This window comes from Chloroflexota bacterium, from assembly GCA_016875535.1.
Lineage (GTDB): Bacteria > Chloroflexota > Dehalococcoidia > SHYB01 > SHYB01 > VGPF01.
Window position 1 is genome coordinate 1 of record VGPF01000013.1, and the last position, 25836, is coordinate 25836.

25 protein-coding genes, 2 tRNA genes and 1 pseudogene are annotated in these 25836 nt (G+C 63.1%); 24 read left to right on the forward strand and 4 right to left on the reverse strand.

What is annotated here, in order from left to right:
* Together FJ039_05435 and FJ039_05440 are read left to right on the forward strand one after the other, a co-directional pair.
* Positions 1-132, forward strand: a 132-nt coding sequence (locus FJ039_05435; protein ID MBM4405613.1) for a transposase, incomplete at its 5' end; no start/stop codon positions are given.
* A 404-nt stretch (positions 133-536) separates the two neighbouring features.
* Positions 537-1229, forward strand: coding sequence for a deoxyribonuclease V (locus FJ039_05440; GenBank protein MBM4405614.1), 693 nt, complete (start codon positions 537-539; stop codon positions 1227-1229).
* Here the strand turns inward: FJ039_05440 and FJ039_05445 are convergent.
* Positions 1226-1975 carry a TetR/AcrR family transcriptional regulator gene (locus FJ039_05445; protein ID MBM4405615.1) on the reverse strand — a complete coding sequence of 250 codons (750 nt, stop codon included), beginning with the start codon at positions 1973-1975 and terminating at the stop codon, positions 1226-1228. The genes FJ039_05440 and FJ039_05445 overlap by 4 nt on opposite strands.
* A gap of 69 nt (positions 1976-2044) precedes the next feature.
* Between FJ039_05445 and FJ039_05450 the strand changes: the two genes are divergently transcribed.
* The 11 genes and pseudogenes from FJ039_05450 (at position 2045) to FJ039_05500 (ending at position 14580) form a co-directional block, all read left to right on the forward strand.
* Positions 2045-3685 (forward strand): ABC transporter substrate-binding protein, encoded by a 1641-nt coding sequence (locus FJ039_05450; GenBank protein ID MBM4405616.1) that lies wholly within the window; start codon positions 2045-2047, stop codon positions 3683-3685.
* 38 nt (positions 3686-3723) lie between these two features.
* Positions 3724-4521, forward strand: coding sequence for an enoyl-CoA hydratase/isomerase family protein (locus FJ039_05455; protein ID MBM4405617.1), 798 nt, complete (start codon positions 3724-3726; stop codon positions 4519-4521).
* 56 nt (positions 4522-4577) lie between these two features.
* On the forward strand, positions 4578-5756 hold the full coding sequence (locus FJ039_05460) for an acyl-CoA dehydrogenase (protein ID MBM4405618.1): 1179 nt from the start codon (positions 4578-4580) through the stop codon (positions 5754-5756).
* 22 nt (positions 5757-5778) lie between these two features.
* Entirely contained in the window at positions 5779-6954 is a 1176-nt protein-coding gene (locus FJ039_05465) for a hypothetical protein (GenBank protein ID MBM4405619.1), read from the forward strand.
* A complete protein-coding gene (locus FJ039_05470; GenBank protein ID MBM4405620.1) occupies positions 6954-8264 on the forward strand; it encodes a CoA transferase in 1311 nt (436 codons plus the stop codon). The genes FJ039_05465 and FJ039_05470 overlap by 1 nt, the downstream gene beginning before the upstream one ends.
* Positions 8265-8451: 187 nt before the next feature.
* On the forward strand, positions 8452-10227 hold the full coding sequence (locus tag FJ039_05475; protein MBM4405621.1) for an ABC transporter substrate-binding protein: 1776 nt from the start codon (positions 8452-8454) through the stop codon (positions 10225-10227).
* An 82-nt stretch (positions 10228-10309) separates the two neighbouring features.
* Positions 10310-11011, forward strand: coding sequence for a (d)CMP kinase (locus FJ039_05480; GenBank protein ID MBM4405622.1), 702 nt, complete (start codon positions 10310-10312; stop codon positions 11009-11011).
* A complete protein-coding gene (locus FJ039_05485) occupies positions 11008-11670 on the forward strand; it encodes a 1-acyl-sn-glycerol-3-phosphate acyltransferase (protein ID MBM4405623.1) in 663 nt (220 codons plus the stop codon). The genes FJ039_05480 and FJ039_05485 overlap by 4 nt, the downstream gene beginning before the upstream one ends.
* A gap of 80 nt (positions 11671-11750) precedes the next feature.
* A complete protein-coding gene (glmS, locus tag FJ039_05490; GenBank protein MBM4405624.1) occupies positions 11751-13592 on the forward strand; it encodes a glutamine--fructose-6-phosphate transaminase (isomerizing) in 1842 nt (613 codons plus the stop codon).
* Between the two features lie 40 nt (positions 13593-13632).
* Positions 13633-13824 (forward strand): annotated as a pseudogene (locus tag FJ039_05495) (histone H1).
* A gap of 345 nt (positions 13825-14169) precedes the next feature.
* Entirely contained in the window at positions 14170-14580 is a 411-nt protein-coding gene (locus tag FJ039_05500; protein ID MBM4405625.1) for a Zn-ribbon domain-containing OB-fold protein, read from the forward strand.
* A gap of 12 nt (positions 14581-14592) precedes the next feature.
* On the opposite strand, the gene FJ039_05505 is transcribed toward FJ039_05500, so the two are convergent.
* The 3 genes from FJ039_05505 to FJ039_05515 all read right to left on the reverse strand — a co-directional run bounded on the left by FJ039_05505 (position 14593) and on the right by FJ039_05515 (position 17149).
* Positions 14593-15879 carry an insulinase family protein gene (locus tag FJ039_05505; protein MBM4405626.1) on the reverse strand — a complete coding sequence of 429 codons (1287 nt, stop codon included), beginning with the start codon at positions 15877-15879 and terminating at the stop codon, positions 14593-14595.
* Between the two features lie 4 nt (positions 15880-15883).
* Positions 15884-16570: an MBL fold metallo-hydrolase gene (locus tag FJ039_05510; GenBank protein ID MBM4405627.1), complete on the reverse strand. Its 687-nt coding sequence runs from the start codon at positions 16568-16570 to the stop codon at positions 15884-15886.
* Between the two features lie 288 nt (positions 16571-16858).
* Positions 16859-17149, reverse strand: a complete 291-nt coding sequence (locus FJ039_05515) for a hypothetical protein (GenBank protein MBM4405628.1) — start codon at positions 17147-17149, stop codon at positions 16859-16861.
* A 262-nt stretch (positions 17150-17411) separates the two neighbouring features.
* On the opposite strand from FJ039_05515, the gene FJ039_05520 reads away from it, so the two are divergent.
* The 11 genes from FJ039_05520 to FJ039_05570 all read left to right on the forward strand — a co-directional run bounded on the left by FJ039_05520 (position 17412) and on the right by FJ039_05570 (position 25794).
* On the forward strand, positions 17412-18074 hold the full coding sequence (locus FJ039_05520) for an HAD family phosphatase (GenBank protein MBM4405629.1): 663 nt from the start codon (positions 17412-17414) through the stop codon (positions 18072-18074).
* Positions 18075-18192: 118 nt separating this feature from the next.
* The gene (locus FJ039_05525) at positions 18193-19083 is read left to right on the forward strand and encodes a protease HtpX (GenBank protein MBM4405630.1); all 891 of its coding nucleotides are present in this window, start codon (positions 18193-18195) and stop codon (positions 19081-19083) included.
* Positions 19084-19234: 151 nt separating this feature from the next.
* Positions 19235-19423, forward strand: coding sequence for a 4-oxalocrotonate tautomerase (locus tag FJ039_05530; GenBank protein MBM4405631.1), 189 nt, complete (start codon positions 19235-19237; stop codon positions 19421-19423).
* Between the two features lie 15 nt (positions 19424-19438).
* On the forward strand, positions 19439-20197 hold the full coding sequence (locus FJ039_05535) for an SDR family oxidoreductase (protein MBM4405632.1): 759 nt from the start codon (positions 19439-19441) through the stop codon (positions 20195-20197).
* Between the two features lie 23 nt (positions 20198-20220).
* Positions 20221-20991 carry an SDR family oxidoreductase gene (locus FJ039_05540; protein MBM4405633.1) on the forward strand — a complete coding sequence of 257 codons (771 nt, stop codon included), beginning with the start codon at positions 20221-20223 and terminating at the stop codon, positions 20989-20991.
* Between the two features lie 82 nt (positions 20992-21073).
* Complete coding sequence (locus FJ039_05545; GenBank protein MBM4405634.1) at positions 21074-22216, forward strand: amidohydrolase; 1143 nt, start codon at positions 21074-21076, stop codon at positions 22214-22216.
* Positions 22217-22251: 35 nt separating this feature from the next.
* Positions 22252-23304 carry an LLM class flavin-dependent oxidoreductase gene (locus FJ039_05550; GenBank protein MBM4405635.1) on the forward strand — a complete coding sequence of 351 codons (1053 nt, stop codon included), beginning with the start codon at positions 22252-22254 and terminating at the stop codon, positions 23302-23304.
* Positions 23305-23482: 178 nt separating this feature from the next.
* Positions 23483-23557, forward strand: a tRNA-Lys gene (locus FJ039_05555).
* Positions 23558-23597: 40 nt separating this feature from the next.
* Positions 23598-23682 (forward strand) — tRNA-Leu (locus FJ039_05560).
* Between the two features lie 43 nt (positions 23683-23725).
* The gene (locus FJ039_05565) at positions 23726-24763 is read left to right on the forward strand and encodes an ABC transporter ATP-binding protein (protein MBM4405636.1); all 1038 of its coding nucleotides are present in this window, start codon (positions 23726-23728) and stop codon (positions 24761-24763) included.
* A gap of 89 nt (positions 24764-24852) precedes the next feature.
* Positions 24853-25794, forward strand: coding sequence for an ATP-binding cassette domain-containing protein (locus FJ039_05570; protein ID MBM4405637.1), 942 nt, complete (start codon positions 24853-24855; stop codon positions 25792-25794).
* Positions 25795-25836 lie beyond the last annotated feature (42 nt).

Here is a 25836-nt window from a genome sequence, read left to right on the forward strand (position 1 = left end):
GAGGTGCTCCTCGGACAGTGGAGGCGAATCTACAACGAGGTCCGGCCCCACAGCGCCCTCGGCTACCGCCCGCCAGCGCCTGAGGCGATGTTGCCACGACTGGCGTTCAGCAGTTCCGCCGGACTAACATAGCGAGTGGTACAAAGTCTGGGGGCAGGTCAGAGGAGAGCGATGGCAGCACAACAAGCGCCATCGCGGTGACCAGAAGGCCTCCGACGACAATGGCCACGCCTATCAAACGCAGGCCAAGCGATCCTTCACCCGACCTCTGGGCTACCTCCACTGGCTGTGCCATTTTCCCTTTCGCCTACGGCCAACCGAAGTCGCCCCCTGCGACATAAGGCAAGCCGTTGAAATACCGTAGATCCCTGTCGGTTTTACTTTCCTAACGTACCGCCATCGCCCGGAAATGAATAGCCGCCGCCGGTAGCGGAAGCGATACGCTTCGGTAACGGGTTAGTAACAAGTAGAGATACGTCAACTTCCTCTCCTGTCACCGGTAGCTCCTCCCTGGCTGCCGTGGTATCCTCCCCTCCATGCGCTCCATCTCGCTGCATCCCTGGAACCTCTCACTTGAGCAGGCCGTCGCCGTTCAGCGCGATCTCGCTTCCAAAGTGCGCAAGGTCAACCGCCTGCCCGCGCACATCACCCACATCGCCGGGACCGATGTCTCCGGCGTGGACAAAGACGGCGAAGTCCGTGCCGTCGTCGTCGTGCTGGCCTATCCAGGGCTGAAAGTCGTCGAGGTCGCAAGCGCTCGCGAACGTCCCGCCTTTCCCTACGTTCCCGGATTTCTCTCCTTCCGGGAGACACCCATCCTCCTCAAAGCCTTCGAGCAGCTCAAGCTCACGCCGGACCTCATCATCGTTGACGGCCAGGGGACTGCCCACCCTCGAAGGTTCGGCATCGCCTGCCACCTAGGACTGCTCCTGGATGCGCCAACCATCGTTTGCGCGGAGTCCATCCTCACGGGGCGCTATGGAAGACTGAGCAACGCCAAAGGCTCCACAGCGCCGCTCATGGATAAAGGCGAGGTCATCGGCTCGGCTGTTCGCACCCGCGATGGCATCTCTCCCGTCTACGTCTCACCGGGCCACCATATAGATATGCCCACAGCCGTCGAATGGGTCCTCAACTGCGGCAAAGGCTACCGACTACCAGAGCCGACGCGCCTTGCCCATCACACCGCCACAACACTCCTGAAGGATGGCGCCTCCCGCCTGCTCTAGCGCCGCGCCCTCAGGCCGTTGAGAAACAGCCGCGAAAGCTGCTCGCCCAGCTCCTGCGGCGTCAGCGAGCCGCCGGGGTCATACCACTCATAGACCCAGTTCGTCATCCCCATGATTGAATGCGTCGCGACTCCGGGGTTCGTGGGCGCGAATGCCCTCCTCGTGATACCCACGACAATCGCCTCACGGATCAACCTGCGAAACCTGCGGTGCAACGTCGTCACCGCCTGGAGCTGTCCAGGAGCAAGGTGATGTCTGTCCTTCGTGAGCACGGCAATCACATCAGCATGCTCGCAAGCAAACTCGACTCGTCGCCTGATGCCGTGAGCGATAAGTCGCTCTGGGTCGGTCGCCCCGATCGCCTGCATCTCGCCCGTCGTCCTTTTCAGATAGGCAATAGCGATCCCTGCAACGTGCTCGAGTATCTCCTGCTTGCTGGAGATGTGGTTGTACAGGCCGCCCTTCCGCATGCCGACGACGGCGGCGATGTCCGCCATGCTCGTCGCCGCATAGCTCTTCTCCCGGAACTGCCGTGCGGCCTTCTCGAAAATTTCCACGCGTCGGCCGTTCGATGAATGGCCGTTCATAGCAACAGCTTGGCGCTTCATGGCCCTTCCCCGCAGTGACGACGTTGTGCGCATCGTGAAGGTACAGCAGTATAGCGCACGGCTGTGCCTCTCCGTCACTCCGGGGGTTCGCCTTAGGTACTGAAGTGGTCCAGCTTCAGATTCGGGGCCGTCCGGCATTGACACATCCCAAGGGTGACGCTATAACTACCTCGCTGCAGATGAACGATTGTTCACATAGAGGGGCGTATGACCAAACTGTTCAAGAGAGGCTTCGGCTTTGTGCTCCTTGCGCTCGTTGCCATTCTGGTCATCACCGCCTGCGGCGGCGATGAAGCCCCCACCGCCACGCCGAACCCCCAGGTTCCCAAGCGCCTCGATGGCAAGCGCGGCGGAACGTTGAACCTCCGCGTGCTCAACCTCCCGCGCTCTTGGGACACTTATGACACCGTCGGCCAGGTGGACCTCCACAACCTCGGCCCCATGCTCAACAACCTCGTCTGGCCCGATCCCTATGGCGATGGCTTCAGCCTTACCGGCGACCTTGCCCAAAGCTGGCAGGTCAGCAGCGCAGGCGATACCGTCACCTTCCGTCTGCGCCAGGGTGTGAAGTTCCACGATGGCTCCGCCCTCACCTCAAAGGACGTCGCCTATAACCTCACCCGTGCCTGGAAGCCGCGCGCCCCCACTATGACCTACTACCAGGCCCGCGTCGCCGCCGTCCAGGCTATTGACACCCCGGACGACCTCACCATCGTCGTGAAGCTCAATGCTCCCAGCAACGCCTTCCTCCAGGGCATCGGCATGGCTGGCGTCCTCATCTATCCTGCGGCCATTCCCTTCCCCGAACAGTTGGAGACCTGGAAAAAGTCACCCATCGGCACTGGGCCATACAAATACAAGGGCTCCACCGCCACCACGATGGAGTTCGTCCGCAACGATGCCTACCACGTCTCCGGCCTGCCCTACGCCGATGCCATCCAGTTCGCCGTCATCGCCGATACCACCCTCTCCGTCGCCGCCTTCCGCGCCGGGCGTCTCGATGCTTCGAACTTCGATACCAGCGCCATTGAGATTTCCTACCAAGACCTCCAGCGCGAGCAGAGGTTCGTCACCAAAAAGGTAAACATCGGCCTCTACTTCCTGCACCCTGCGCAAAAGGCTCCCTGGTCATATCCCTCCGTCCGCCAGGCTATCTCCCTCGCCATCAATCGCCAGGAAATCATTGACGGCTGGCTCAAGGGCCTCGGTGATCGCGCCGCATCCCCCCTCATGCCTCCCGAGCTCGGCGGCCAGTGGGGCCTCGCCTCCAGGGACATCCTTGCCAGGCCCGGCTTCTCGGAAGACAAGACAGCCGATCGCGCCCGCGCCCGTCAGCTCCTTACCCAGGCCGGCGTCGTCCCCGGCGATATCACCGTCAGCATCCTCGCGGCTCAGGGCGGCGATGGGCTCTACGGCGAGATCGTCGAGCGCAGCTTCGCCGCCATGGGCTTCAAGACCAAGCTCGACCTTGTTGATCGCGCCAATCTCGTGCCCAAGCTCCTTCGCGGCGAGTTCGACTTCGCCGCCCGCGCCCAGGCCATCAGCTTTGATGACCCTTCGGACTACCCTTCGCTCTGGGTCCTCACCGGCGGCGGCCAGAACTACGGCAAATGGTCCAATCCCAGGCTGGACGCCCTTTACACCGAACAGGACCGCACCCTGGACACCTCGCGCCGGAGACAGCTCCTCGCCGAGTTCCAGGAAATCATCCTGCAAGATAACTTCATCATCCCCGAGTTCTACCGCTTCGGCTATATGGGCCACATGCCCTGGGTGAAGAACTACCCCTCGCTCCCCTTCCTCTTCTCCCCCTGGTATCGTTGGGAGCAAGTCTACGTGGAGCGCTAGCCGAACAAGGCCGATACCACCGTATAGAAAAGGCACACATGGCTTATTCCACCTACGAAACACTCCTCCTTGAGCGCGATGGGAATGGCATTACCACCCTCACCCTCAACCGTCCCGATCGCCTCAACGCCGCCAGCCACAAGATGGTCGCCGAAGTTCCCAAGGCTATCTTGGAAGTCGGCGAAGATTTGGACTCCCGCGTCCTCGTCATCACGGGCGCCGGCCGCGGCTTCTCTTCCGGCCAGGACATGAAAGGCACGCCGCAAGACGTCCCCGGTCTCCGCAAACGCTTCATGCCCCGCACCCCGGAAGACAGCTTCACCTTCGCCATCCGCAAGATCCCCCAGCCCGTCATCGCCTCCGTCAACGGCCCTGCCGTCGGCTGGGGCCTCTCCCTGGCGGCGGCGGCCCAGATCCGCATCGCCTCAGAGCAGGCCCGCTTCGGCGCCCTCTGGGTCGCTCGCGGCCTCCCGCCGGAGGCCCAGGGCGGCTATCTCCTGCCGCAGATCATGCCTCTGCCCAAGGTCTTCGAGATGGTCTTCCTCGGGAAGATCTTCGACGCTAAAGAGGCGAAAGAGGCCGGCCTCATCAACATCCTCGTGCCCCACAGCGAACTGAAAGCCAAAACCCACGAGATCGCCCTCCAGCTTGCCAAGGGTCCGCCCATCGCCCTCGCCATGGCCAAGCGCGCCATCTATATGGGCCTGCGCCAAGACCTCGACTCTTTCGTCCAGTACGAATCGCTCACCTTGCGCGTCGCCTTCCAGAGCGAAGACCGCCTCGAAGGCATCCGCTCCTTCGTGGAGAAGCGCGAGCCGCGCTTCAAGGGCGAGTGAGCCGGACGATTGCGCCCTCGCGCAACGCAGACGCGCGGGTCTCGTAGGAGGAACGTGTGGAATTTTCCCTGCCTCAAGATGTAAAGGCATTGCAGACCCTCACCAGGGACGTCGTCCGCAAAGAGTGCATGCCCCTCGAATCCAAGTACCTTCCCCTGGACATGTACGAAGAGTACTTCCCGGAGGATGAGGCGCACCTTACCAAGATCGCCAAAGAGTCCGGGCTGTGGGACGCCCATATCCCCAAGAACTTCGGCGGCGGCGGCCAGGGCTACCTCGCCAACCTGGTCGTCCGCGAAGAGCTCTACTATTCCGCCGTCATCCTTCCCCAAGCCGAAATCATCCCCAGCCTCTTCGAAGCTAATGCCTACCAGCAGGAGCGCTTCCTCTACCCCGTCCTGCGCGGCGAAAAGCTCAGCGCCTTCGCCCAGACGGAGCCCGATTCCGGCTCCGATCCCGGGAACTCCATGAAAACCCATGCCGTGAAGCGCGGCGATACGTGGGTCATCAACGGCCGCAAGATGTTCACCAGCTACTCCGGCGCCTGCGACTTCTGGCAGCTTCCCGCCGTCACGGATAGGGCCAAACGCCAGCACGGCATCACCATGTTCCTCGTGGAGAAAGGCACGCCCGGCATCTCCTACCGCGAGATCCCCACCTGGCAGTACCGCCGCACGCCCAAGCGCGCCACCTACGAGCTCTTCCTGGAGAACGTCGAAGTGCCGGAGAAGCACATCCTCGGCGGCATCGGCCGCGGCTTCCAACTCGGCCAGAAATGGCTCACCGATTATCGCCTCATCCGTGGCGGCACCTCCCTGGGCCAGATGCAGCGCGCCTTCGATATCTGCGTGGACTGGGCCAAGCGCCGCCACAGCTTCGGCAAGCCCATCGCCACGCGCCAGGCCATCCAGCACAAGCTCGTGGAGATGCACATTGATATCCTCGCCCTGCGCTCCCTCTCCTACCAGGCCGCCAAGGATGCCGACGAGGGAAAAGACCTCCGCGAGGATGCCTCCCTCATCAAGCTCATCGCCGCCCGCTGGGGCCACCACTGCCTGGATCACGCCATGCAGATCATGGGCGGCATCGGCCTTACCCTGGAACTGCCCATCGCCCGCTTCTACCGCTGGGTGCGCACTGCCCGCATCGTCGGCGGCACCGATGAAATGCATACAATGGTGCTGGCGCGCGATATCCTCGGCCGCGAGTACGTAGACCCGTACACCAACACCTAGCCCCGTGCGCCGCCAGGGGACCATGCAGCCCTTCGCAGCCGCGCGCATCCTCGATCTCACCAGGGGCGTCACCGGGCCGTACGCCGCCAAGCTCCTCGCCGATCTTGGCGCGCCCGTCATCAAGGTCGAATCGCCGCCGGACGGCGATCCTGCCCGAGCCATCGGCCCATTCCCCGGCGACACGCCCGATGCCGAAACAGGAGCGCTCTTCCACTACCTCAATAGCAACAAGCGCGGCATCACTGCGGATCTGGAAAGCGCCACAGGCCGCTCACTCGTCGCCGCCCTCGCGCGCTGGGCCCACGTCATCATCGAAGACTTCTCCCCAGGCCGACTGGCCGATCTCGGTCTCGGCTTTCACCGTCTCTCCTCCCTGAACCCCTCCGTCATCCTCGTCTCCATCACACCCTTCGGCCAGGTGGGGCCGTACGCCTCCTACGCCGCCACGGAAGGCGTCCTGGAAGCTATGGGCGGCCCTGTCATCGGCAACGGTACTTCGGATAGGGAGCCGTACAAATACCCCGAGCACGTCATGGAGCTCTACGCAGGCTCCGCCGCGGCCGTCGCCATCGCCGCGCCTCTCTTCGGCGTGCTCTTCGTCCAGCCCGGAGGCGGTCAGCCACTTCATCTCGATCTCTCCGTCATGGAGACCTACCTCGCCAGTGCCGATCGCCGCTCCGCAGCCCTCCTCGCCTACCAATACACCGGCGAACTCATGATGAAACGCCGCGCCTTGGGGGAACTCCGCGTCGGCCACGGCATCCGTCGCTGCAAGGATGGCTACGTCAGCATCCATGCCGGCGGCCCCCGCCTTCCCAGGCTGCTTGCCATGCTTGGCGAGGGCTCCAGCGCCCCGATCCCAAGCGCCGCCGAAGCGAAGACCGAAGCGAGCCGCTCCCGGATAGAAGAGGCCCTCTGGCAGTGGCTTAGCATGCGCACCCGTGGTCAGGTCTGGGACGCCGCCCTGCGCCACAAAGTCCCCTTCGCGCCCGTTCGCACTCCGGTGGACATCGCCCGCGCTCTGAGCGCATCGTTTTCGGACTCGATCCTTTGCACGCCGCCCTTCGAAGCGCCCAAGGGCTACTGGCGGCACACCCGCGCGCCGCGCCTCGGCGAACACAATCAGGAAATCTACACTGGGCTCCTCGGGCTTTCCGCCTACCAGCTGGCTCGCCTTCGCCAGGCGGGAGCCGTCTGATGTCTACACAACCCTACGCGCTCCCCTTGCGAAACATCCGCGTCGTCGAGCTCACCACCGTTTGGGCCGGCCCCTTCACCAGCGCCCTCCTCGCCGATTGGGGCGCCGAAGTCGTCCGCGTCGAATCCACGCGCAACCTCCTGGGCGGCCGCGGCCCCGTCATCGCTCCAAACCCGGCTCTCGTCAACAGCCTCCGCGCCGGAGGCGAGTTCTACTTCGCCTACCCCAACTGGGAGGCTGGCGAGCGGCCCTGGAACCGCTGCGTCGTCTTCCAGGTCCACGGCAAAGATAAGCGCAGCGTCACGCTGGAGCTCACCGAGCCTGAAGGCCGCGACGCATTTGATGCCCTCCTTCGCGCCAGCGACGTTCTCATCGTCAACCTCGCCCCCGACTCTCTAGATGCGCTCGGCCTCACCTTTGAACGACTCCGCAGGGTGAAGCCCGATCTCGTCGTCGTCCGCATCGCCGCCTTCGGCCACACGGGAAAGGCCAAGCATGCCCGTGGCCTCGGGGCGGAGGCGGAAGCTCATGCCAGCTTCACCGCCCTGCGCGGCCATCCCGGCGTGGACCTGATGTTCAAAGACAACGTCGCCTTCGCCGATGCCGCAGGCTCCATGGCCGCCGCCCTCGGTGCCATCTCTGCCTTGGCCCAGCGCGCCCAAACCGGTAAAGGCCGGCTCATAGACGTCTCCCTCAGCGATGCCGTCGTGAGCCTGCTCACCCCAAGCTTCCTCGATGCTCTGCTGAACGCCCGCGAGCGCACGCCCCAAGGCAACGCCCACGCTTCGATGGCTCCCCACGGCTGCTACCCCTGCAGCGGCGACGACCGCTGGATCGTCATCACCATCCGCCACGATGCCGATTGGCGAAACCTTCGCCAAGCTATGGGCGATCCCGCCTGGGCGCAAGACCCGTCGCTGCAGAGCGCCTTCGGCAGACTGCGCAGCCGCGAGTCCCTCGATCGCCTCCTCGCCTCGTGGACCGCAACCCGTGACGCCCATGAAACGATGGCTCTGCTCCAGCAGCACGGCATCCCGGCCGGCGTCGTCATGAACGAGCGTGACGTCATCGAAAGCGCACACATCAAGGAACGCGGCTTCCTCCTCCCGCTTCGCCACCGCGATACCGGCTCACACCTCTACCCCGGCTACTACTGGAAAACCTCGCCCGCGCCCTCACGGACCGTCCGCGCTCCATGCGAGCTGGGTCAGGAGAACGCCTGGACCTATCGGGATCTCCTCGGCCTTTCCGCGCCGGCATTCAACGACCTCGTCAATCGAAGGCTCATCGGGACCACGCCCCACGGGTAGCATTGAAGGCTGGGTCGAAGGCAATTCGTTCTTGCTGGCCTCCTCGGCGACATTTTCTTGCACAGCGACAGCAAAACTTCTCTGGAATGACGAAAAGCGGGTAGTGTTGACTTGTGCTTCAACCAGGTATATAACGTGGCTACTCAGCGAAGTGCTCATAGCTGCAGGATAGTTGGAGGAGGAGGCAATGGGATTGAAGCTAAAGACACTTACAGTTGCCGCGGGACTCTTCATTCTTCTCACCCTGATTGTGGCTGCTTGTGGCGGTGACGAGCCCCAGCCAACCACATCGCCAACCCAGACTCCCAGCCAGCCAGCCCGGACGGCTGCCATCGCACCCACCCAGTCGCCCGCCGTGGCCTCAACGCCCACTCCCGTCCCATCGCCGACGCCTACCTCTGTGCCGACGCCTACACCACGGCTGGCGAAATACGGCGGCACTCTTACCATGCGCGTCTCAACAACTTCACTTCTGGACACCTCCGATAGTAACAACACATCCGGCGCTGCTGCAGTGATATGGCTCCAAAATGCGCTGAACAATCTCATACACCTCAACTCCAAGACGCCGCGTATCGTCGAGCCTGACCTGGCGGAGCGGTGGGAATACTCCGATGGCGGTCGTGTGCTGACCCTTGCTCTGCGGCGGGGCGTCACCTGGACGGATGGCAAGCTGTTCACCGCCGCGGATGCGAAATACAGCCTTGACCGTGCGGCGTTCGGAACTGACCCCCAGCTCAGCTTCAACCAGTCGCGCCTCTCGGCCCTCACGCGGGTCGTCGCCGTTGACGAAGCGACCCTCCGCCTGGATCTCAAGCAGGTGAGCGCCTCCTTCCTCGGAGGACTCGCAGCGCCCTACATCCTCATGTATCCAGCCCACATCCCATTCCCGGAGAAAGCGGCCGATTGGGCGCAGAACCCCGCGGGGACCGGGCCGTATAAGGTGAAAGAGTGGAAGCGCGGCATCTCCCGAGAGATGGAACGCAATCCCGCCTACTTCAAGAAGAACGCCGCCGGCCAGCAGCTTCCCTTCGCCGACCGCATTCAGATCTTCTTCATCCAGGACCAGCTCGCGACCCTGGCCGCATTCCGCTCCGGCAATATCAACTGCGCCTGCGGTTACGGCACCGACCTCATCGTAGATCAGATCAATGAGGTCAAGCGAGACGTGCCGAACGTAAAAGTCGCCTTCGCAAGCCCGAACGTAGCCAATCTGCAATTCAGCAACAAGGCCCCCTCTAATGATGCGCGCGTCCGGAAGGCGCTCAGCATGATCATTGACCGTGTGCAGTTGAACAAGCTCTATCGCGATAACTCCGGCTTTTACCCGCCGGGCTATCTCCTCGGCCCGGAACAGGGCGGTCAATGGGGCCTGCCTAAAGAGGAGATACTCAAGGTTCCCGGCTTCCGCGAGCCAAAGAGCGCGGACATGCAAGAGGCCCGGGCGCTCTTCGCCGCGGCGGGTGTTGACCTCGCCGGTACGACCTTTGACCTCCTGGCGGTCACTCCCACGTATGCCGATCTAGGCGAAGCGCTTGCAAACGTCCTCATAAACGCGGGCGTCAAGATCCGTCTCCAGCTCCAGGCTTCGGCCGCCCTAAACCAAGCCGTCTCTCAGAACAATTTCCAACTCTATCTGAGTCCTTCCGGTGCCGTAGAGGACGATCCTAACGGCCTCCTCCTTTTGATGATCGCTCCAGGCGCCGCCCGTAACTACAGCAAGTGGGAAGACCCGGACGTGACACGTCTCATCGCAGCCCAAGAAACCACCGTTGACCCGGCGCAACGCAAGGGGCTCTTGGAGCAGCTCCAGCGCGCGATGTATGATCGGCTCTGGGTCTCGCCCCTCATCAGCGTCTCCGTCGTCTGGGCGGCGGCGGCGCATCTCGAGGATATCGAGCTGGAGCGGCCCTTCTTGGCCAGCTCGTTCCATCGCATGGAGCGTGTCTGGCTGAATCGGTAGCCCTTGCCGCTATCCGGCGGAGGAGCGGGGCGTGGCGCCCCAGCCTGATATGGTGCCGCGCCCTCCGCTATAATTCTCTGCGATGTCTCCCCCTCGCCAGGCCGCTACATCGTCCCTCTCCGTCATCGCCATAGACGGCCCCGTCGCCTCCGGTAAATCCACCGTCGGCCTGCGCGTCGCCGCCCGCCTCGGCTACCGATTCCTGGATACCGGCGTCATGTACCGCTCCGTCACCCTCGCGGCGCTGGAGCGCGAAGTATCCCTGGAGGATGCGGCGGCATTGGCCCGCGTCGCCGAAACACTGCCCCTGCGCCTGGGCGAGATCGGCCCGGATGGAGCGCCGCCTCATGTTTATCTCGATGGCCGTGATATCACTAAAGCCCTTGTCGCCCCCGCCGTAGACCGCGCCGTCTCCCAAGTCTCCGCCGTTCCCGGCGTGCGAAAGGCCATGGTCGAAAAGCAGCGCCGGATGGCGAAGGCCGGCCGCATCGTCATGATCGGCCGCGATATCGGCACCGTCGTCCTCCCGGATGCGCCGCTCAAGTTCTACCTCGTCGCCTCCGCCGAAGAGCGCGCCCGGCGTCGCTTCGAGGAGCGCCGCCGGCGCGGCGAGCGCGTGGACTATCAAGCCGTCCTGGACGACCTCAAACGCCGCGATAGGCTCGATAGCGAACGCGCCACATCCCCCCTCAAGCCCGCCTCTGACGCCAGCCACCTCAACACCGATGGACTCTCCATTGACCAAGTCGTGGACGCCATCTGCGCCCTGGCGGTCCGTCCATGAAGCGCTTCTACGTGCCCCCTTACTATCGCTCGTTTCTGATAATGGTCCGCACCCTTCTCTTCTGCTTCGCCCGCTTCAGCATCACCGGCAAGGAGAACGTCCCGCCGCGCGGCCCCCTCATCGTCGTCGCCAACCACATCAGCAACTACGATCCGCATGTCATCGGCACGGCGATCCCCCGGCGCGTCAGGACCGTCGCGAAGGTGGAGCTCTTTCGCCACCCCCTCACGGCCCTCATCGTGCGCGGCTGCGACGCCATTCCCGTAAACAGGGAAGGCATCGCCAAAAGCACGCTCGAGGAAATCGTCGCCACCCTGGCCCGTGATGGCGCGGTCGGCATGTTCCCGGAGGGTAGCCGCTCCAAAAGCGGGCTGGCCCGCCCCAAACCCGGCGTTGCCGCCGTGGCAATCAGGACAGGCGCGCCGATCCTCCCCGTCGCCATCACCGGCACCAACAAGATCAAGTCCCCTCTAAGCCTGCTCAAGCGCCACAGGATACAGGTCACCATCGGCCAAGCCTTCACCCTCCCGCAACTGGAAGGGAACCTCGGGAAAGCCCAGGTCACAGCCCTCTCCGATATGATCATGGAGCGCATCGCGGCCCTTCTCCCTCCTGAGAATCGGGGCGCATACCCCCTTTCTTCCGGCAAGCAGCCCTGACCTATGCAAAATTGTGGCTGGGGTGCTGTATCATGCTCCTAGTCCCGCCCTGCGCATCACATCGGCTTTGAGGGGAGTCCATGTGCGGCATTATCGGTTACGCGGGCGATAAGCTCGCCGTCCCTATCATCCTGAACGGCCTCAAGCGCCTGGAATACCGGGGCTATGACAGCTCGGGTGTCGCCGTCATCGAGCCGAACGGCGAACTGGTCATCCGCAAAGGCGAAGGGAAGCTCAGTCAGCTCATCGCCGTCATGGGGAACCCCGGCCAAAGCACCCTCGGCATCGGCCACACCCGCTGGGCCACCCACGGCAAGCCCAACCAGGAGAACGCCCACCCGCACACGGATCATCGCGGCAACATCGCCGTCGTCCACAACGGCATCGTCGAAAACTACCGCGAGATTAAAGAGCGCCTCCAAGCCGAAGGCCACCACTTCAAGTCCCAGACCGATTCAGAGGTCATCCCGCACCTGGTCCAGAGTCTCATGGACAAGGGCGATAGCTTCGAAGAGGCCGTTCGCAAAGCCGCGCGGCAGTTTCACGGGGCGCACGCCATCGTCGCCATCAACACCAAGGAGCCGGGAAGGATAATCGGCGTGCGCATCGGCCACGCAGGCGGCCTCGTCGTCGGCTACGCCTCGGGCGAGATGTACCTCGCCAGTGATCTCGCCGCCATCGCCCCCCAGATAAAAGAGGCTGCCTACCTCCACGATGGCGAAATGGCCGTCCTGACGCGCTCCTCCGCTCGCTTCCTCAAGCTCGATGGCTCCGCCATCGGCAAAGACCCACAGCCTGTCACCCACGACCCTGTCTCCGTCGCCAAAGGCCCCTACCGCCATTTCATGCTTAAGGAAATCATGGAACAGCCCGAGACGCTCATGAGAGCCCTCCGCGATCGCATAGACTTCCAGTCCTCAAAAGTCGCCCTTCCCGGCTTCCCCTTCAAGCAAGCCCAGATCAGGGCTATAGATCGGGCCGTCCTCCTCGGCATGGGCACCAGCCTTCACTCCGCCCAGATCGGCGGGCGCATGATCGAGCGTCTGGCTCGCATCCCTTGCGAGGTCGAAAACGCCTCCGAGTTCCGCTACCGCGATGCCATCCTCGGCCCCAACACCCTCGTCATCTCCGTCACCCAATCAGGGGAGACGGTAGACACCCTGGTCGCCATGGCGGAGGCCAAGACCAAGGGCGCCCTCCAGATCGCCATCACCAACGTCGCCGGCTCTGAAGCCACCCGCAAGGCCGATTACTCCCTCCTTATCAACGCCGGCCCAGAGATCGCGGTCGCCAGCACCAAGACCTTCGTCGGCTCTATCGCCTGCCTCTACCTCTTGGGCCTCGCCCTTGGGGAGGCGCGCGGTATCTTGGGCAAGGACTCCGTTCGCCAGCACATAGACCACCTCGTGAAGCTTCCCGAACAGCTGGGCGAAGTCCTCCAGCAGGCCCCGCATGTCGAAAGCATCGCCCGGGACCTCTTTAAGAAGTCCAATTTCCTTATCCTGGGCCGTGGCATCCAGTTCCCCGTCGCCATGGAAGGGGCCCTGAAACTGAAGGAAGTCAGCTACATCCACGCCGAAGGCTACCAGGCCGGGGAGATGAAACACGGCCCCATCGCCCTTATAGACGAGCACATGCCAGTCCTGGCCATCGCCCCTAGGGACCGACTTTATGACAAGATGATGAGCAACGTAGAAGAGGTGCGCGCCAGGGAAGGCTGCCTCATTGCCCTCGCAACCAAAGGCGATGAATCAATTGGCGAGAAGGTCAAAAATGTGGTATTTCTACCGGAGACTTCGGAGCTGCTGTCGCCCTTGCTGACTGTCGCGCCGTTGCAATTGCTGGCATACTATATCGCCGTGAGGCGGGGCGCAGACGTTGACCAGCCTCGAAATCTAGCCAAGACAGTCACCGTCGAGTGACGCTGTATCTAAGGAGGAACCAATGCCGAAGGCGAAGAAAAAGAAGGCAGTTGCAAAGAAGGCCGTGGCCAAGAAAGCTGCTGTCAAGAAGTCCGCGGTGAAGAGGGTCGCGCCGAAAAAGAAGGCCCCTGCGAAAAAGGCCGCGCCCAAGAAGGCTCCCGCGAAAAAGGCCGTGGTCAAGAAGGTTGCCCCCAAGAAGGCTCTCGCCAAGAAGGCAGCCCCTAAGGCCGCCGCGCCCAAGGCTGAGCCGAAAAAGAAGTGGGGCATCGAGGTCTGGCCCAAGGACGGCAAGTTCGGCATCTACATCAACGCCGCCGAAAGCAAAGTCGTTCGCATCAACTCGCCCTACTGGTTCCCGCCGCCTCCCGCCTGGCAGTTCCTCACTCCTGAAGTGAACATGACCCTCCTCGCCATCCGGGAACTCGCCGGCAAGCAGGGCCTTGCGAGCAACCCCGAATCGGTGCAGTGGACCTCCATCCCCCTGCTCGATTAGCCGTCATCTCCTAAGAAGGCTCTGGGAAGCGGGGACGCAGGTCCCCGCTTCCCGCTTTTCTACGATAGCTCCTGGAGCGCCACCATGGCCGACTATCTGAAGCCGGTGCCCACTGCAGACGTCGAAACCAAGCCCTACTGGGATGCCTGCAAGCGTCACGAGCTTGTTTTGCCCTGGTGCGCCGGCTGCAAAAACTACTTCTTCCCGCCCCAGGCCATCTGCCCCCACTGCCTCAAGGCAGACATAGAATGGCGCAAGGCCTCTGGCAAAGGCGTCGTCTACAGCATGTCTGTGGTGCACCAGAACAAGTCGCCCGGCTTCCGCGAGCAAGGGCCGTATGTCCTCGCCTATGTGCGGCTCGATGAAGGGGTGCAGATGCTCACCAACGTCCTCGCCGCCGACCCCTATACCGTGAAGGTGGGCACGCCCGTCGCCGTGACCTTTGAGGATGCCACGCCCGAAGTCAGCATCCCCAAATTCACCGTCCGCTCCTGAGGGCTGCGCGCTCTATCCCTCCAGCAGCCGGGCGAACCTCGCCTCTCCCTTGTACGGCCCCACCACGCCCAACAGCGCCCGCTCCCGCGCAAATAGCCCCTTCGCCACGCGCTGCACATCGTCCGCCCTCACCGCATCTATGCGCCGGACGATCTCGTCCATCGTCTTGATCTCGCTGCGCAGCGTCTCCTGCACGCCGTGCCACGCCGCCATGCTGCGCGTATCTTCCGTCTGCAAGAGCAGACGGCCCTTGGTCATCTCCTTCGCCTTGTGCATCTCATCAGCGGTGACACCCGCTATGACGCCGTCCACTTGCTTGAGGATGCCTGTCACCGCCTCATCAATGCTCTTGGCATCAACGCCCGCGTAGATAGTCACCGCGCCGTCGTCCATGAAATGGCTCACGTAGCTGAACACCTCGTAGCACAGGCTCCGGTTCTCCCGCAGGTCAATGAACAGCCTGCTGCTCATGCCGTCGCCAAGGATATTGTTCAGCAGGTCCAGCGCGTAGCGGTCCTCGTGCGTGGCGGAAAGGCCGTGGTAGGAGATGCAGAGGTGCGCCTGCTCCGTCTTCTGGCGCCGAACGCCCACCTGCGGCCGCCGTCTGCCGTTCACCGCCGGGAACCACGCCCGGGGCTTCGCCCGCTTCCACATGCCGAACCGACGCTGCAGCGAGAGCACAACGTCCTCATGCGCGAAGTCCCCGGCCACCACGGCCACGGCATTGTTCGGGGCGTACTGCGTCCTCCTGTACCCAAGCATCCGCCTTCGCGAAACGGTGCTCACCGCCTCCTTCGTTCCTCCCGGATCCCGGCCCAGCGGCTGGTCGGGCCATAAGAGCCTGTCTATCAGCATGTCCGCCAGCTGCTGCGGTGAGTCGTTGATCGAATTGATCTCCTCGATGATCACCTTCCGCTCGCTCTCGATGTCCTTCGCGCGGAAGAGCGGCGTCAGCAGCATATCGCTCAGCAGGTCAACCGTCGTCTCAAAGGCGGGCTTCGGCACCTTCGCCCAATACGTCGTCAGTTCCCGCCCCGTGTCCGCGTTCAGGTAGCCGCCCACCCGCTCGATCGTCTCAGATATCTGCTGCGGCTCCGGACGGCGCTCCGTCCCCTTGAAATGCATATGCTCGATGAAATGGGAGAGGCCCGCCTCTTCCCTCTTCTCATAGCGCGACCCTGTTCCGATGTAGATCGCCACCGTCGCCGAGCGCACCTGGGGCATCGGCACCGTGATCACACGCAACCCGTTCGCCAGCGACGACTTTTGATAGAGGCCGTGCAGTGGTGAAGCCGTCATGCCCTTAGTCCCTCAGCCACACGATATCGCCGTGCAGGTCCGGCCTGTGCGTCCGGCTCTCGAAGTCGCGGAACTGCTCCTTCTCCCGGGCAAGCGCCGTGCTCCGCCCGTGGCCCGGATAGACCGCCACATCGTCCGGCAGCGTGAAGATCCGCTCCTTTAGCGAGGCGACCAGTTGCTTGAATGCCTGGGGACTCCACGTCTTTCCCGGGCCGTCCGGAAAGAGCGTATCGCCCGCAAAGAGCTGATTGCGCCACAAGAGGCATGTCCCGCCCGTCGTGTGTCCGGGAACATGGATCGTCCGCAGCGTCACCCTGCCGAAGCTGACCGCTCCCTCATGCCGGAAGTGATGCTCCGGCGGGAGCGGCAGCAGCCCCGCCTCCGATTCGTGGACCCATACCGGCGCGCCCGTCGCCTGTTTGATCTCCGCATGCCCCGTGATGTGGTCCCCATGGCAATGCGTCATCAGAATCGCCTTCACCATCGTCCCCTTCGCCGTCGCCAGCGCCTTCTCCGGCTCCGCCGGCGTGTCAACGATGACGCTCTCCTTCGTCTCCGGGCAGACAAGCACATAGCAATTGTTATCGTACGGCCCGCAGGAGGCCTGCCGGACTTCGAGATTTTCAGTTTTGTAAAGGACCTTCACCGCAAGACTTCCCGAACTAAGCTCACATCCCACTCTGAGGCCCACCGCCTCTTAAGGACTTAAGTTGCACTGTGTACCTTCTCATCGCCTGAGAATAGCGAATCATCTGCATGGTGACAGCCTCAAGTCTCGGAACGTCTCGCGTTTTTCCTCCAAATTTTCTCGCAATCCAATCCCTGTTTCTTACAGGCCTACCTTCAAGCATCCGCCTAACACTGAATGAGTTTCGTCTTAACCATGCGGAAATTTCTTGCCATTCAACTCCCTCTTTCCGAGCAACATGAACGGTAAATCGTAGCGCTTCATCCGGAAGCGCAAACAGCACATAACCATTTAGCCCAGGAAGACCGTTGTTGTGGTGAGGGCTAACCGCTTATTACCATACACCAAACAGTGATTCTTTATTAGCGACCTCATTAGAACTGCTGCCTTGTCGTGAGTTGTTCGAAGCAAATAGCGACCATTGAACATCTGCTGTGGTGTAGCCAGGGCCGATTCCAAAAGAGCTTTACCGTGCTTATCGCCCAGATACTGAAAGGCTGGTAAGGGGTCAGGGTAATCCGGGTAGAACTGCGCGGCGAGTTGGTATATTACTTCCTCAACGTGCGCTAATGTAACGAATATGTAGCGACGTCTAGTAACGCTCCAACTCCTTTAGGGCATCTCTGTGTATTGCGATTGCCAGTTTCGCCGTTTCGCGCACAAGTTCCGTTTTTGCTCTCTCTACACTTTGCGGTGCCACTTTTTGCTTAACCAGCTTCGCTTTTCGCTTCGAGACTCCTTTGCGCCTTGGTATTGCCATTGAGTTAACTCCCGCGCTCAGTCTATCACGCTCGACTCTCCCGCTACCTTTCCCCTACAATGGTTTCCCCTGAAGCCCACGCCCATGCCTCCCCCGCCACCCGCCAAGAAGCGCGCCGTCATCTTCGATATGGACGGCGTCATCACGGATAGCGAACCCTTCTACGCTGAGGCCATCAACGTCGTCCTTGCCGGCCACGGCCACGTCCTCACCAGGGACGATCACCGCGCCATCATGGGCAGCAACATAGACTACACCTGGGACTATGTCGTCCGGCGCTTCAAGCTGGGCGGAGACATCGCCGGATGGAAGCGCCGCTACGATAGCGCCGTCGTTGAGATCCTCAGCAAGAAGCCGGAGCCGTCGCCCGGCCTCTACTGGCTCCTGGACGAGCTGGACAAGCGCAAGCTCCCCGTCGCCCTCGCCACCTCCTCCCTGCTCAACTGGGCGCAGACCGTCACCCGCAGGCTCAAGGTCGAACACCGCTTCCGCTTCATCGCCACCGCCGATATGGTCCCCCACGCCAAGCCCGCTCCCGATCTCTACCTCTTCGCCGTCGCCAAGCTCGGCCTCTCCCCCGCCGAATGCCTCGCCCTAGAGGACTCCCCTCGCGGCATCGCCTCAGCCACAGCCGCAGGCCTCACCACTATCGGCATCCGGACGCCCCATACCGTCGGCATGGACCTCTCCAAAGCAGACCGCTTGATCAACTCCTTACAGGACTTCGATCTCTCCTGGCTCGGCTGACCTCCTCTTAGGCTCTTCTGAGCGTTTCTCTGCTATACTTTATCTGCCCAGGGTAGCGGCATTCCATAGAGCCTCGCTCTCGCGGGGCGCCCTGAGAAGAAAGGACCCGTCACCAGATATGAGCTGGATAAAGACGTTCAGCTTAATCATCGTTCTGACCGTGCTCGTCATCCTCGCCGGCGGCGCCTTCGGCGACATGCAGGGCCGCATCATCGCCGCCATCTTCGCCGGGCTCATGAACTTCATCGGCTTCTGGTTCAGCGATAAGCTGGCCCTCACGATGGCCGGCGCCAAGCCCGTCACTGAAAAGGACGAGCCGCGCCTCCACGCCATGGTCGCCGATGTCGCCCGCATGGCCGGCCTGTCCAAGCCCCGCGTCTACCTCATCAACAACGATTCCCCCAACGCCTTCGCCACCGGCCGCAGCCCCAGCCATTCCGTCGTCGCCGTCACCACCGGTATCCGCAGCCTCCTCTCGGAAGATGAGCTTCGCGGCGTCATCGCCCATGAGATGGCCCACATCAAGAACCGCGATATGCTCGTCATGACCACCGTAGCCGTTCTGGCGGGCGTCATCGCCTTCCTCGCCACCATGGCCCAGTGGTCCCTTCTCCTCGGCGGCGGCCGCCGCGATAGCCGCGAAGGCGGCAACGCCCTCGGCATCGTCGCCCTCATCGCCACCATCATCCTCCTCCCCCTCATGGCCACCCTCATCCGCTTCGCCATCTCCCGCACCCGTGAGTACGCCGCCGATGAGACAGGCGCGCGGATCATCAGCAACCCCCACGCACTGGCCGCAGGCCTGGAGAAGCTCGGCAGCTTCACCAGCCGAAAACCCATGCAGGCCACCGCCGCCAATGAGGCCATGGCCCACATGTACATCGTCAACCCCCTGGGCGCTGCCGAGATGCACGCCAAGGAGACCGGCGGCGGCATGGTCAACCTCTTCTCCACCCACCCGCCTATCCAGGAGCGCGTCCGACGCCTCCGCGCCATGACCCTGAGCTAAGCCAGGAAGCACAGCTCGATTCAAGGCCGCCCCGAGTATCGGGGCGGCCTCTTTTTTGCCTGAAGCCAGGCGTACCACCCGTGCTATAATCCGCCCGGCTCCGAACACTGACCCGCCTGCCGCCCGGCGCGGCATCGCACAGGAGGTCCGTATGCCCATCGTTCGAGTGGAGATGTGGACCGGCCGCACCCAAGAGCAGAAGGCCGAACTCGCCAAGGAAATCACGAACGCCGTCGCCCGCATCGCCAAGACTTCGCCCGACCACACCATCGTCATCTTCGATGACATAGACAAGTCCAACTGGGCCGAAGGCGGCATCCTCGCCTCGGATGGCAAATAACCGCACACACCAGCTATGCGCCTCCACGGCAAAACAGCGATCATCACCGGCGCGGCCGATGGCATCGGCCGCGGCATCGCCATCAAGTTCGCCAAGGAGGGCGCCGATTCCCTTCTGGTGGACCTGAACAGGGCCGGCGTGGAGGAGACCGCCCGCCTCGCCGGAGCCCACGGCTATACGCCCAAGACCATGGTGGCTGACGTCAGCAATCGCTCGCTCCAGGGGCAGATCATCCAGCGCGCCGTGGACGAATTCGGCGTCCTGGATATCCTCGTCAACAATGCAGGCGTTGTCTTCGTCGCCCCCTTCCAAGACTTCCCTGTGGACAAGCTCCACCGCATCATGGAGGTCAACCTCAAGGCGCCGTTCCTCCTCGCCCAGCACGCTGCGCGCTACTGGATCGCCAATAAGCGCGGCGGGCGCATCGTCAGCACCTCCTCCATCAATGCGGAATCCATTCAGCCCAACTCCGCCGCCTATGCCGCCTCCAAGGGCGCCATCCGCATGCTCACCAAGGCCATGGCCTTCGATCTCGGCCCCCACAACATCACCTGCAACGCCGTCGGCCCCGGCCATACGCGCACCGGCATGACCCGGCCGGGCCTCGCCGCCGACCCGAACCGCGAGCGCTTGAATGCCTCCGTCATCCCCATGCGGCGCATCGGCGAGCCCGAAGACATCGCCAACGCCGTCGCCTTCCTCGCCTCGGACGAAGCCTCCTACGTCACCGGGCAGACCATCTATGTGGAAGGAGGGCGCATCATCTGGGCCTAAGACAGCCCGATGAGCCAAACAGCATGCGCCTCCACAACAAGATCGCCATCATCACCGGCGCTGCCGATGGCATCGGCCGCGGCGCCGCCATCAAGTTCGCCAAGGAAGGCGCCGATTCCCTCCTGGTGGACCTGAACGAAGCGGGCCTCCGCGAAACAGCCGCCTCCGTCGCCAAACTCGGGCGCAAGGCCACCATCCTCGTGCAGGACATCACCACGCCCGACGCTGCTGAAAAGATCGTTCAGCGCGCCGTCGCCGATTTCGGCAGGCTGGATATCCTGGTAAACAACGCCGGCGTCTCCATGGGCGGCTTCTTCACCGATATCCCCCCGGAAATCCTGGACCGCGTCATCGCCGTCAACCTCATCGCCCCGTTCGTCATCTCCCAGGCCGCCGCCCGCTACTGGATCGCCAACAAGATCCACGGGCGCATCGTCAGCACCTCCTCCATCAATGCCGAGACCGTGCAAGGCAACTCCACCGCCTATTGCGCCTCAAAGGGCGGCGTGCGTATGCTCACCAAGGGCGCCGCCGTGGACCTGGGCCCGCGCCAGATCACCGTCAACGCCGTCGGCCCCGGGCACACCATCACCGGCATGACGCGCAAACACATGGGCACTCAGTGGGAGCGGGAAGGCATCGAGCGGTCCGCCCTCAAGCGCCTCGGCACGGCCGAAGATATCGCCAACGCCATCGCCTTCCTCGCCTCGGATGAGGCCTCCTATGTCACCGGCCAGACCCTCTATGTGGAAGGCGGCCGCACCATCCAGCCTCCGCCATACCCCGCAAGCTGACCCCTCTGCCTTGCTCCCCTCGCCGCTCTTCCCTATACTCCACCTATTACTGAGCTAGGTATCGTCCCTGCCAGGGGAAAGCGTGGCTGAACGCCTCTCTTCTCCCATGAAAGCCATCTTCAACGGGAGCATAGCCGTGGCGGCAAAACTCAAGCTCATAGACTCTGACGCCCATGTCATCGAGCCCCCGAACTTGTGGACCGACTACACGGAGAAGAAGTTCCTCTCTCAAGCCCCTCGCGTCGTCAGCGATGGCGCCGCTGATCGCTGGCTCTGCGAAGGCGTCACCATGCACACCACCCGAGAGCTCGTCGGCGTCACCCGCGACTTCACGGACCGCCGGAAGACCGGGAAGTACGGCGAAGAGATCGCCCAGAGCGGCTACGTGCCGGAAGCGCGCCTCAAAGCCATGGCCAAGGATGGCGTCTGGGCTGAAGTCGTCTATCCCACCGTCGCCCTCCGCCTCTTCATGCTCAAAAGCGCGCCCCTCAAGGCCGCCCTCTTCCGCGCCTATAACTCGTGGATCGCCGATTTCTGCAAGGCCCGCCCTGACCGACTGAAAGGCCTCGGCTGCCTGGCCATAGAAGATGTGCCTGGGGCCGTTAAGGAGCTGGAGCGCTGCAAGAGGCTCGGCCTCGTCGGCGGCCTCATCATCCTCGAAGGCCTGGAGCATGAAGACCCCCGCTACTATCCCTTGTGGAACGCCTCCCAAGAGCTGCACATGCCCATCAGCATGCACGTGGAGACCGGCAACGTCATGTCCACCACCACCCGCGTGGACCTCATCACCTATGCCACCCACATCCAAAAAACCCTTGCCTCCATGGTCTACAGCGGCCTCTTTGATCGCTTCCCCAACTTCAAGCTCGTCTCCGTGGAGAGCGATGCCGGCTGGGCCGGCTACTTCATCGAGCGCATGGACTTCTTCTACAACCTCCACGGCTCGCGGCGCAAGGAGCGCGGCATCCTGTGCGAGCGCCCCCCCAGCGAGATCTTCCACCGGAGCCTTTACTACACCTTCATTAACGACCTCTCCGGCGTCGCCGCGCGCAACATCGTCGGCGTCAACAACATCCTCTGGTCCAGCGACTTCCCCCACTCGGGCAGCACCTGGCCCCACTCCCGGCAGTCCGCCGCCAGGCACGTCGCGGGCATCCCCAAGGCCGATGCCGATAAGATTCTCTGGAAGAACACCGCTAGGCTCTACGGCTTCAGCATGTCCTAACTGCCGGACGAACCCTCTGTAGAAGGAATCTCCCCATGCGTTTCTTTGTCTTCCAACTCATGCAAAGCTCCGGCGCCCACCCGGACGCGGAGGTCTACAAACGCGAGCTCGACCTGATGGTGGAGGCCGAACAGCTCGGCTTTGACGCCGTTTGGATCGCGGAGCACCATTTCAACTCCTATTGGAGCATCACTCCGGAGCCGCTTCTCGTGGCTGCGCACCTGGCCGCCAGGACCTCGCGCATCCGCGTGGGGAGCGCCGCCAACATCGCCGGCATGCCCCACCCCGTCCGCATGGCGGAGATGGGCGCCATGCTGGACGTCATCTCCGGCGGCAGGGCCGATATCGGCCTTGCCAAGGGCTTCGGCCCCAGGGAGTTCGCGGGCTATGGCGTCAGCGTGACGGAGCTGAACGAGCGCTTCCGCGAAGGCGTTGAGATCGCCATCCAGGCCTGGACCCAGCCGGACTTCTCCTACACAGGCAAGTACTACAGCGTGCCCAAAGTCTCCCTCCGCCCGCGCCCCGTTACCAAGCCCCATCCCAGGGCGTGGATCGCCACCACCGGCAGCGCGGAGACCCTTCGTCTCGCGGCCCGCTATCGCCTTCCCTTCTACTTCGGCGCGCGCGACCAAGCCCAACTGGAGAAGGTCCGGGGAACCTTCTTCGAGCAGGCGCGCGCCGAAAACCTCCCGGACGGCGAGGCCCAGCGTGTCTGGAGTCAGACCGCCGTCATCCAGCACGTCCACCTCTCCCATAGCCGGGACCAGGCCTATGCCGAAGCCTGGGCCGGTATGCAGGGGACCAAGGCCTCCCTGGGCGCCCTCGGCATCCAGCCCGCCCCCGGCGAGCCCACGGGCCTCGGCCCCGCCTGGTCGGCGCCGCCCTTTGAGCAGAGCAAAGCCCTGGAGCACTACCTGAACGATGCCATCGCCGGGGAGCCTTCGCGGGGGTTGGAGCGCATCCACCAGTTCAAGGCCATGGGCGTCCAGAACCTTCTGCTGAGCTTCAGCTTCGGCGGCCTTCCTTATGAGGCCGCTCGACGCTCCATGGAGCTCTTTTCCCGAGAAGTTCTGCCCCGAGTCCGGTAGCGTATTGTGGTACACTTTGCGTGTACACGCATTCGGGAACAGCCCTCTGCCCAGCCGAAATCCACGGGGCGCATGACGCCAAAAGACGCTCGTATTGCGGGTGCGGCAGATAAGGGGAAACTCATCTTGACACCCCTAAACCCTTCTGCTAGATTGCTCCCCACTTGTGGAAAGATATGGGCCGCTAGCTCAACGGTAGAGCAAGTGACTCTTAATCACTAGGTTACAGGTTCGAAACCTGTGCGGCTCACCACTCTTTACACCGGTCTCGCCTCTTGCCGCGCCAGGCGCGGGGGGAAGTGTCGGAACTGGCAGACGAGCAAGACTTAGGATCTTGTGCCGCAAGGCGTAGGAGTTCGAGTCTCCTCTTCCCCACCAGGTGGCGGACAGCGACTCGGACGCAGGATCCGTATAGCGGCTGATGGCAATCTTCTCGCGAGAGGGGGCTGGAGTGACAACAAACGGCTCGGGAAATCTCCTCCTGGATGTCCAGGACCTGCGGACCTATTTCTACACCCACGCGGGCACCGTGAAGGCCGTGGACGGCGTGAGTTGGCAGCTCAACGAAGGTGAAACCCTCGCCCTCGTGGGCGAAAGCGGCTCGGGCAAAAGCGTCAGCGCCCTGAGCGTCATGCGCCTCATCCCATCGCCGCCGGGAAAGATCGTCAGCGGCAAGATCCTCTTCCAAGGCAAGGACCTCCTGAAGTTGGACCAGAAGGGGATCCGGAGCGTTCGCGGTAACAAGATGGCCATGGTCTTCCAGGAGCCCATGACCTCCCTCAACCCCGTCCTCACCATCCGCCGCCAGCTCACGGAGACCTTGGAGCTCCACCTGAATATGAGCAAGAAGGCGGCTAAGGACCGGGCCATCGAGCTCCTCGGAATGGTCGGCATTCCGGACGCCGCCCGCCGCGTTGACGATTACCCCCACCAGTTCAGCGGCGGCATGCGCCAACGCGTCATGATCGCCATCGCCCTGGCCTGCAATCCCAAGCTCATCATCGCCGACGAGCCCACCACCGCGCTCGACGTGACCATCCAGGCCCAGGTGCTGGAAGTGATCAAGAACCTCTCCGAGCGCTTCAACACCGCCGTCATGATCATCACCCACAACCTCGGCATCGTCGCCCGCCACGCCGATCGAGTGAACGTCATGTACGCCGGCCATATCATCGAGACCGCCTCCGCCAAGGACACCTACGCCGACCCGGCTCACCCATACACCCTGGGCCTCCTCCAATCCGTCCCCCGCCTGGACGAGCCGCGCAAGCACCGCCTGGTCCCCATCGAAGGCTCTCCCCCCGATCTCACCAACCTGCCGAAAGGCTGCCCGTTCCGCCCGCGCTGCACCTTCGCCGTTGACCGCTGCGCCGAAGAGAACCCCGCCCTCATGCCCGTCGGCGATAAGCACTGGGCCGCATGCTGGGTTGATGTAAAAACTAGGAGGCCACGCCCGTGACCACCCAAGCGCCACCCAAGCCGCTTCACGGCGGCGATTCCGGGAAGACCAAGCTCGGCGATACGCTCCTTGAGGTGCGCAAACTCAAGATGTATTTCCCCGTCACCCAGGGCATCGTCTTCCAGCGGAAGATCGCGGACGTCAAGGCCGTGGACGGGATTGATTTCACCATCAAGAAGGGCGAAACCCTGGGCCTGGTGGGCGAAAGCGGCTGCGGCAAGACCACCACCGGCCGCGCCGTCCTCCAGCTCCATCGCCCCAGCGGCGGAGAGGTCCTCTTTGAGGGCCAAGACCTCACCAAGCTCAATACCAAACAGATGCGCTCCCTCCGCCGCCAGATGCAGATCATCTTCCAGGACCCCTACGGCTCCCTGAACCCCCGCATGACGGCGGGTGGCATCATCGGCGAGCCGATGGTCATCCACGGCCTGGCCGCCTCCAAGAAAGAGCGCCTGGACCGCGTGGCCGAGCTGCTCACCACCGTCGGCCTTGCACCCTATATGCGCGATCGCTATCCCCATGAGTTCAGCGGCGGCCAGCGCCAGCGCATCGGCATCGCCCGCGCCCTCGCCGTCAACCCATCCTTCCTCGTCTGCGATGAGCCGGTCTCCGCCCTCGATGTCTCCATCCAGGCCCAGGTCATCAACCTCCTGGAGAAGCTCCAGGAAGAGCTCCATCTCACCTATCTCTTCATCGCCCACGACCTCGCCGTCGTCCGCCACATCAGCGACCGCATCTGCGTCATGTACCTGGGAAAAACGATGGAGCTTGCGACCCGGGAAGAGATCTACGAGAACCCCCTGCATCCCTATACCAAGGCTCTCCTCTCCGCCGTTCCCATCCCCGATCCGGTGGCCGATTCCAAGCGCGAGCGCATCATCCTTACCGGCGATGTGCCCAGCCCCCTGCGCCCGCCCGCCGGGTGCGTCTTCCACACGCGCTGCCCCATCGCCATTGACCAGTGCAAACAGGCCATCCCCGAATGGCGCGAGGCGAGCCCCGGCCACTTCGTCGCCTGCCACCGCGTCTAAGCGCGCAACGGTACGCTCCTTCAGAGGCCCCGGTGTGAACCG

Excerpts from the sequence above, each read along its gene's own strand:
- FJ039_05440 (MBM4405614.1), top strand. The coding sequence starts at position 537 with ATGCGCTCCATCTCGCTGCATCCCTGGAACCTCTCACTTGAGCAGGCC.
- FJ039_05445 (MBM4405615.1), bottom strand. The coding sequence starts at position 1,975 with ATGCCGGACGGCCCCGAATCTGAAGCTGGACCACTTCAGTACCTAAGG.
- FJ039_05450 (MBM4405616.1), top strand. The coding sequence starts at position 2,045 with ATGACCAAACTGTTCAAGAGAGGCTTCGGCTTTGTGCTCCTTGCGCTC.
- FJ039_05455 (MBM4405617.1), top strand. The coding sequence starts at position 3,724 with ATGGCTTATTCCACCTACGAAACACTCCTCCTTGAGCGCGATGGGAAT.
- FJ039_05465 (MBM4405619.1), top strand. The coding sequence starts at position 5,779 with ATGCAGCCCTTCGCAGCCGCGCGCATCCTCGATCTCACCAGGGGCGTC.
- FJ039_05470 (MBM4405620.1), top strand. The coding sequence starts at position 6,954 with ATGTCTACACAACCCTACGCGCTCCCCTTGCGAAACATCCGCGTCGTC.
- FJ039_05475 (MBM4405621.1), top strand. The coding sequence starts at position 8,452 with ATGGGATTGAAGCTAAAGACACTTACAGTTGCCGCGGGACTCTTCATT.
- FJ039_05480 (MBM4405622.1), top strand. The coding sequence starts at position 10,310 with ATGTCTCCCCCTCGCCAGGCCGCTACATCGTCCCTCTCCGTCATCGCC.
- FJ039_05485 (MBM4405623.1), top strand. The coding sequence starts at position 11,008 with ATGAAGCGCTTCTACGTGCCCCCTTACTATCGCTCGTTTCTGATAATG.
- glmS (MBM4405624.1), top strand. The coding sequence starts at position 11,751 with ATGTGCGGCATTATCGGTTACGCGGGCGATAAGCTCGCCGTCCCTATC.
- FJ039_05500 (MBM4405625.1), top strand. The coding sequence starts at position 14,170 with ATGGCCGACTATCTGAAGCCGGTGCCCACTGCAGACGTCGAAACCAAG.
- FJ039_05505 (MBM4405626.1), bottom strand. The coding sequence starts at position 15,879 with ATGACGGCTTCACCACTGCACGGCCTCTATCAAAAGTCGTCGCTGGCG.
- FJ039_05520 (MBM4405629.1), top strand. The coding sequence starts at position 17,412 with ATGCCTCCCCCGCCACCCGCCAAGAAGCGCGCCGTCATCTTCGATATG.
- FJ039_05525 (MBM4405630.1), top strand. The coding sequence starts at position 18,193 with ATGAGCTGGATAAAGACGTTCAGCTTAATCATCGTTCTGACCGTGCTC.
- FJ039_05530 (MBM4405631.1), top strand. The coding sequence starts at position 19,235 with ATGCCCATCGTTCGAGTGGAGATGTGGACCGGCCGCACCCAAGAGCAG.
- FJ039_05535 (MBM4405632.1), top strand. The coding sequence starts at position 19,439 with ATGCGCCTCCACGGCAAAACAGCGATCATCACCGGCGCGGCCGATGGC.
- FJ039_05540 (MBM4405633.1), top strand. The coding sequence starts at position 20,221 with ATGCGCCTCCACAACAAGATCGCCATCATCACCGGCGCTGCCGATGGC.
- FJ039_05550 (MBM4405635.1), top strand. The coding sequence starts at position 22,252 with ATGCGTTTCTTTGTCTTCCAACTCATGCAAAGCTCCGGCGCCCACCCG.
- FJ039_05565 (MBM4405636.1), top strand. The coding sequence starts at position 23,726 with ATGGCAATCTTCTCGCGAGAGGGGGCTGGAGTGACAACAAACGGCTCG.
- FJ039_05570 (MBM4405637.1), top strand. The coding sequence starts at position 24,853 with ATGTATTTCCCCGTCACCCAGGGCATCGTCTTCCAGCGGAAGATCGCG.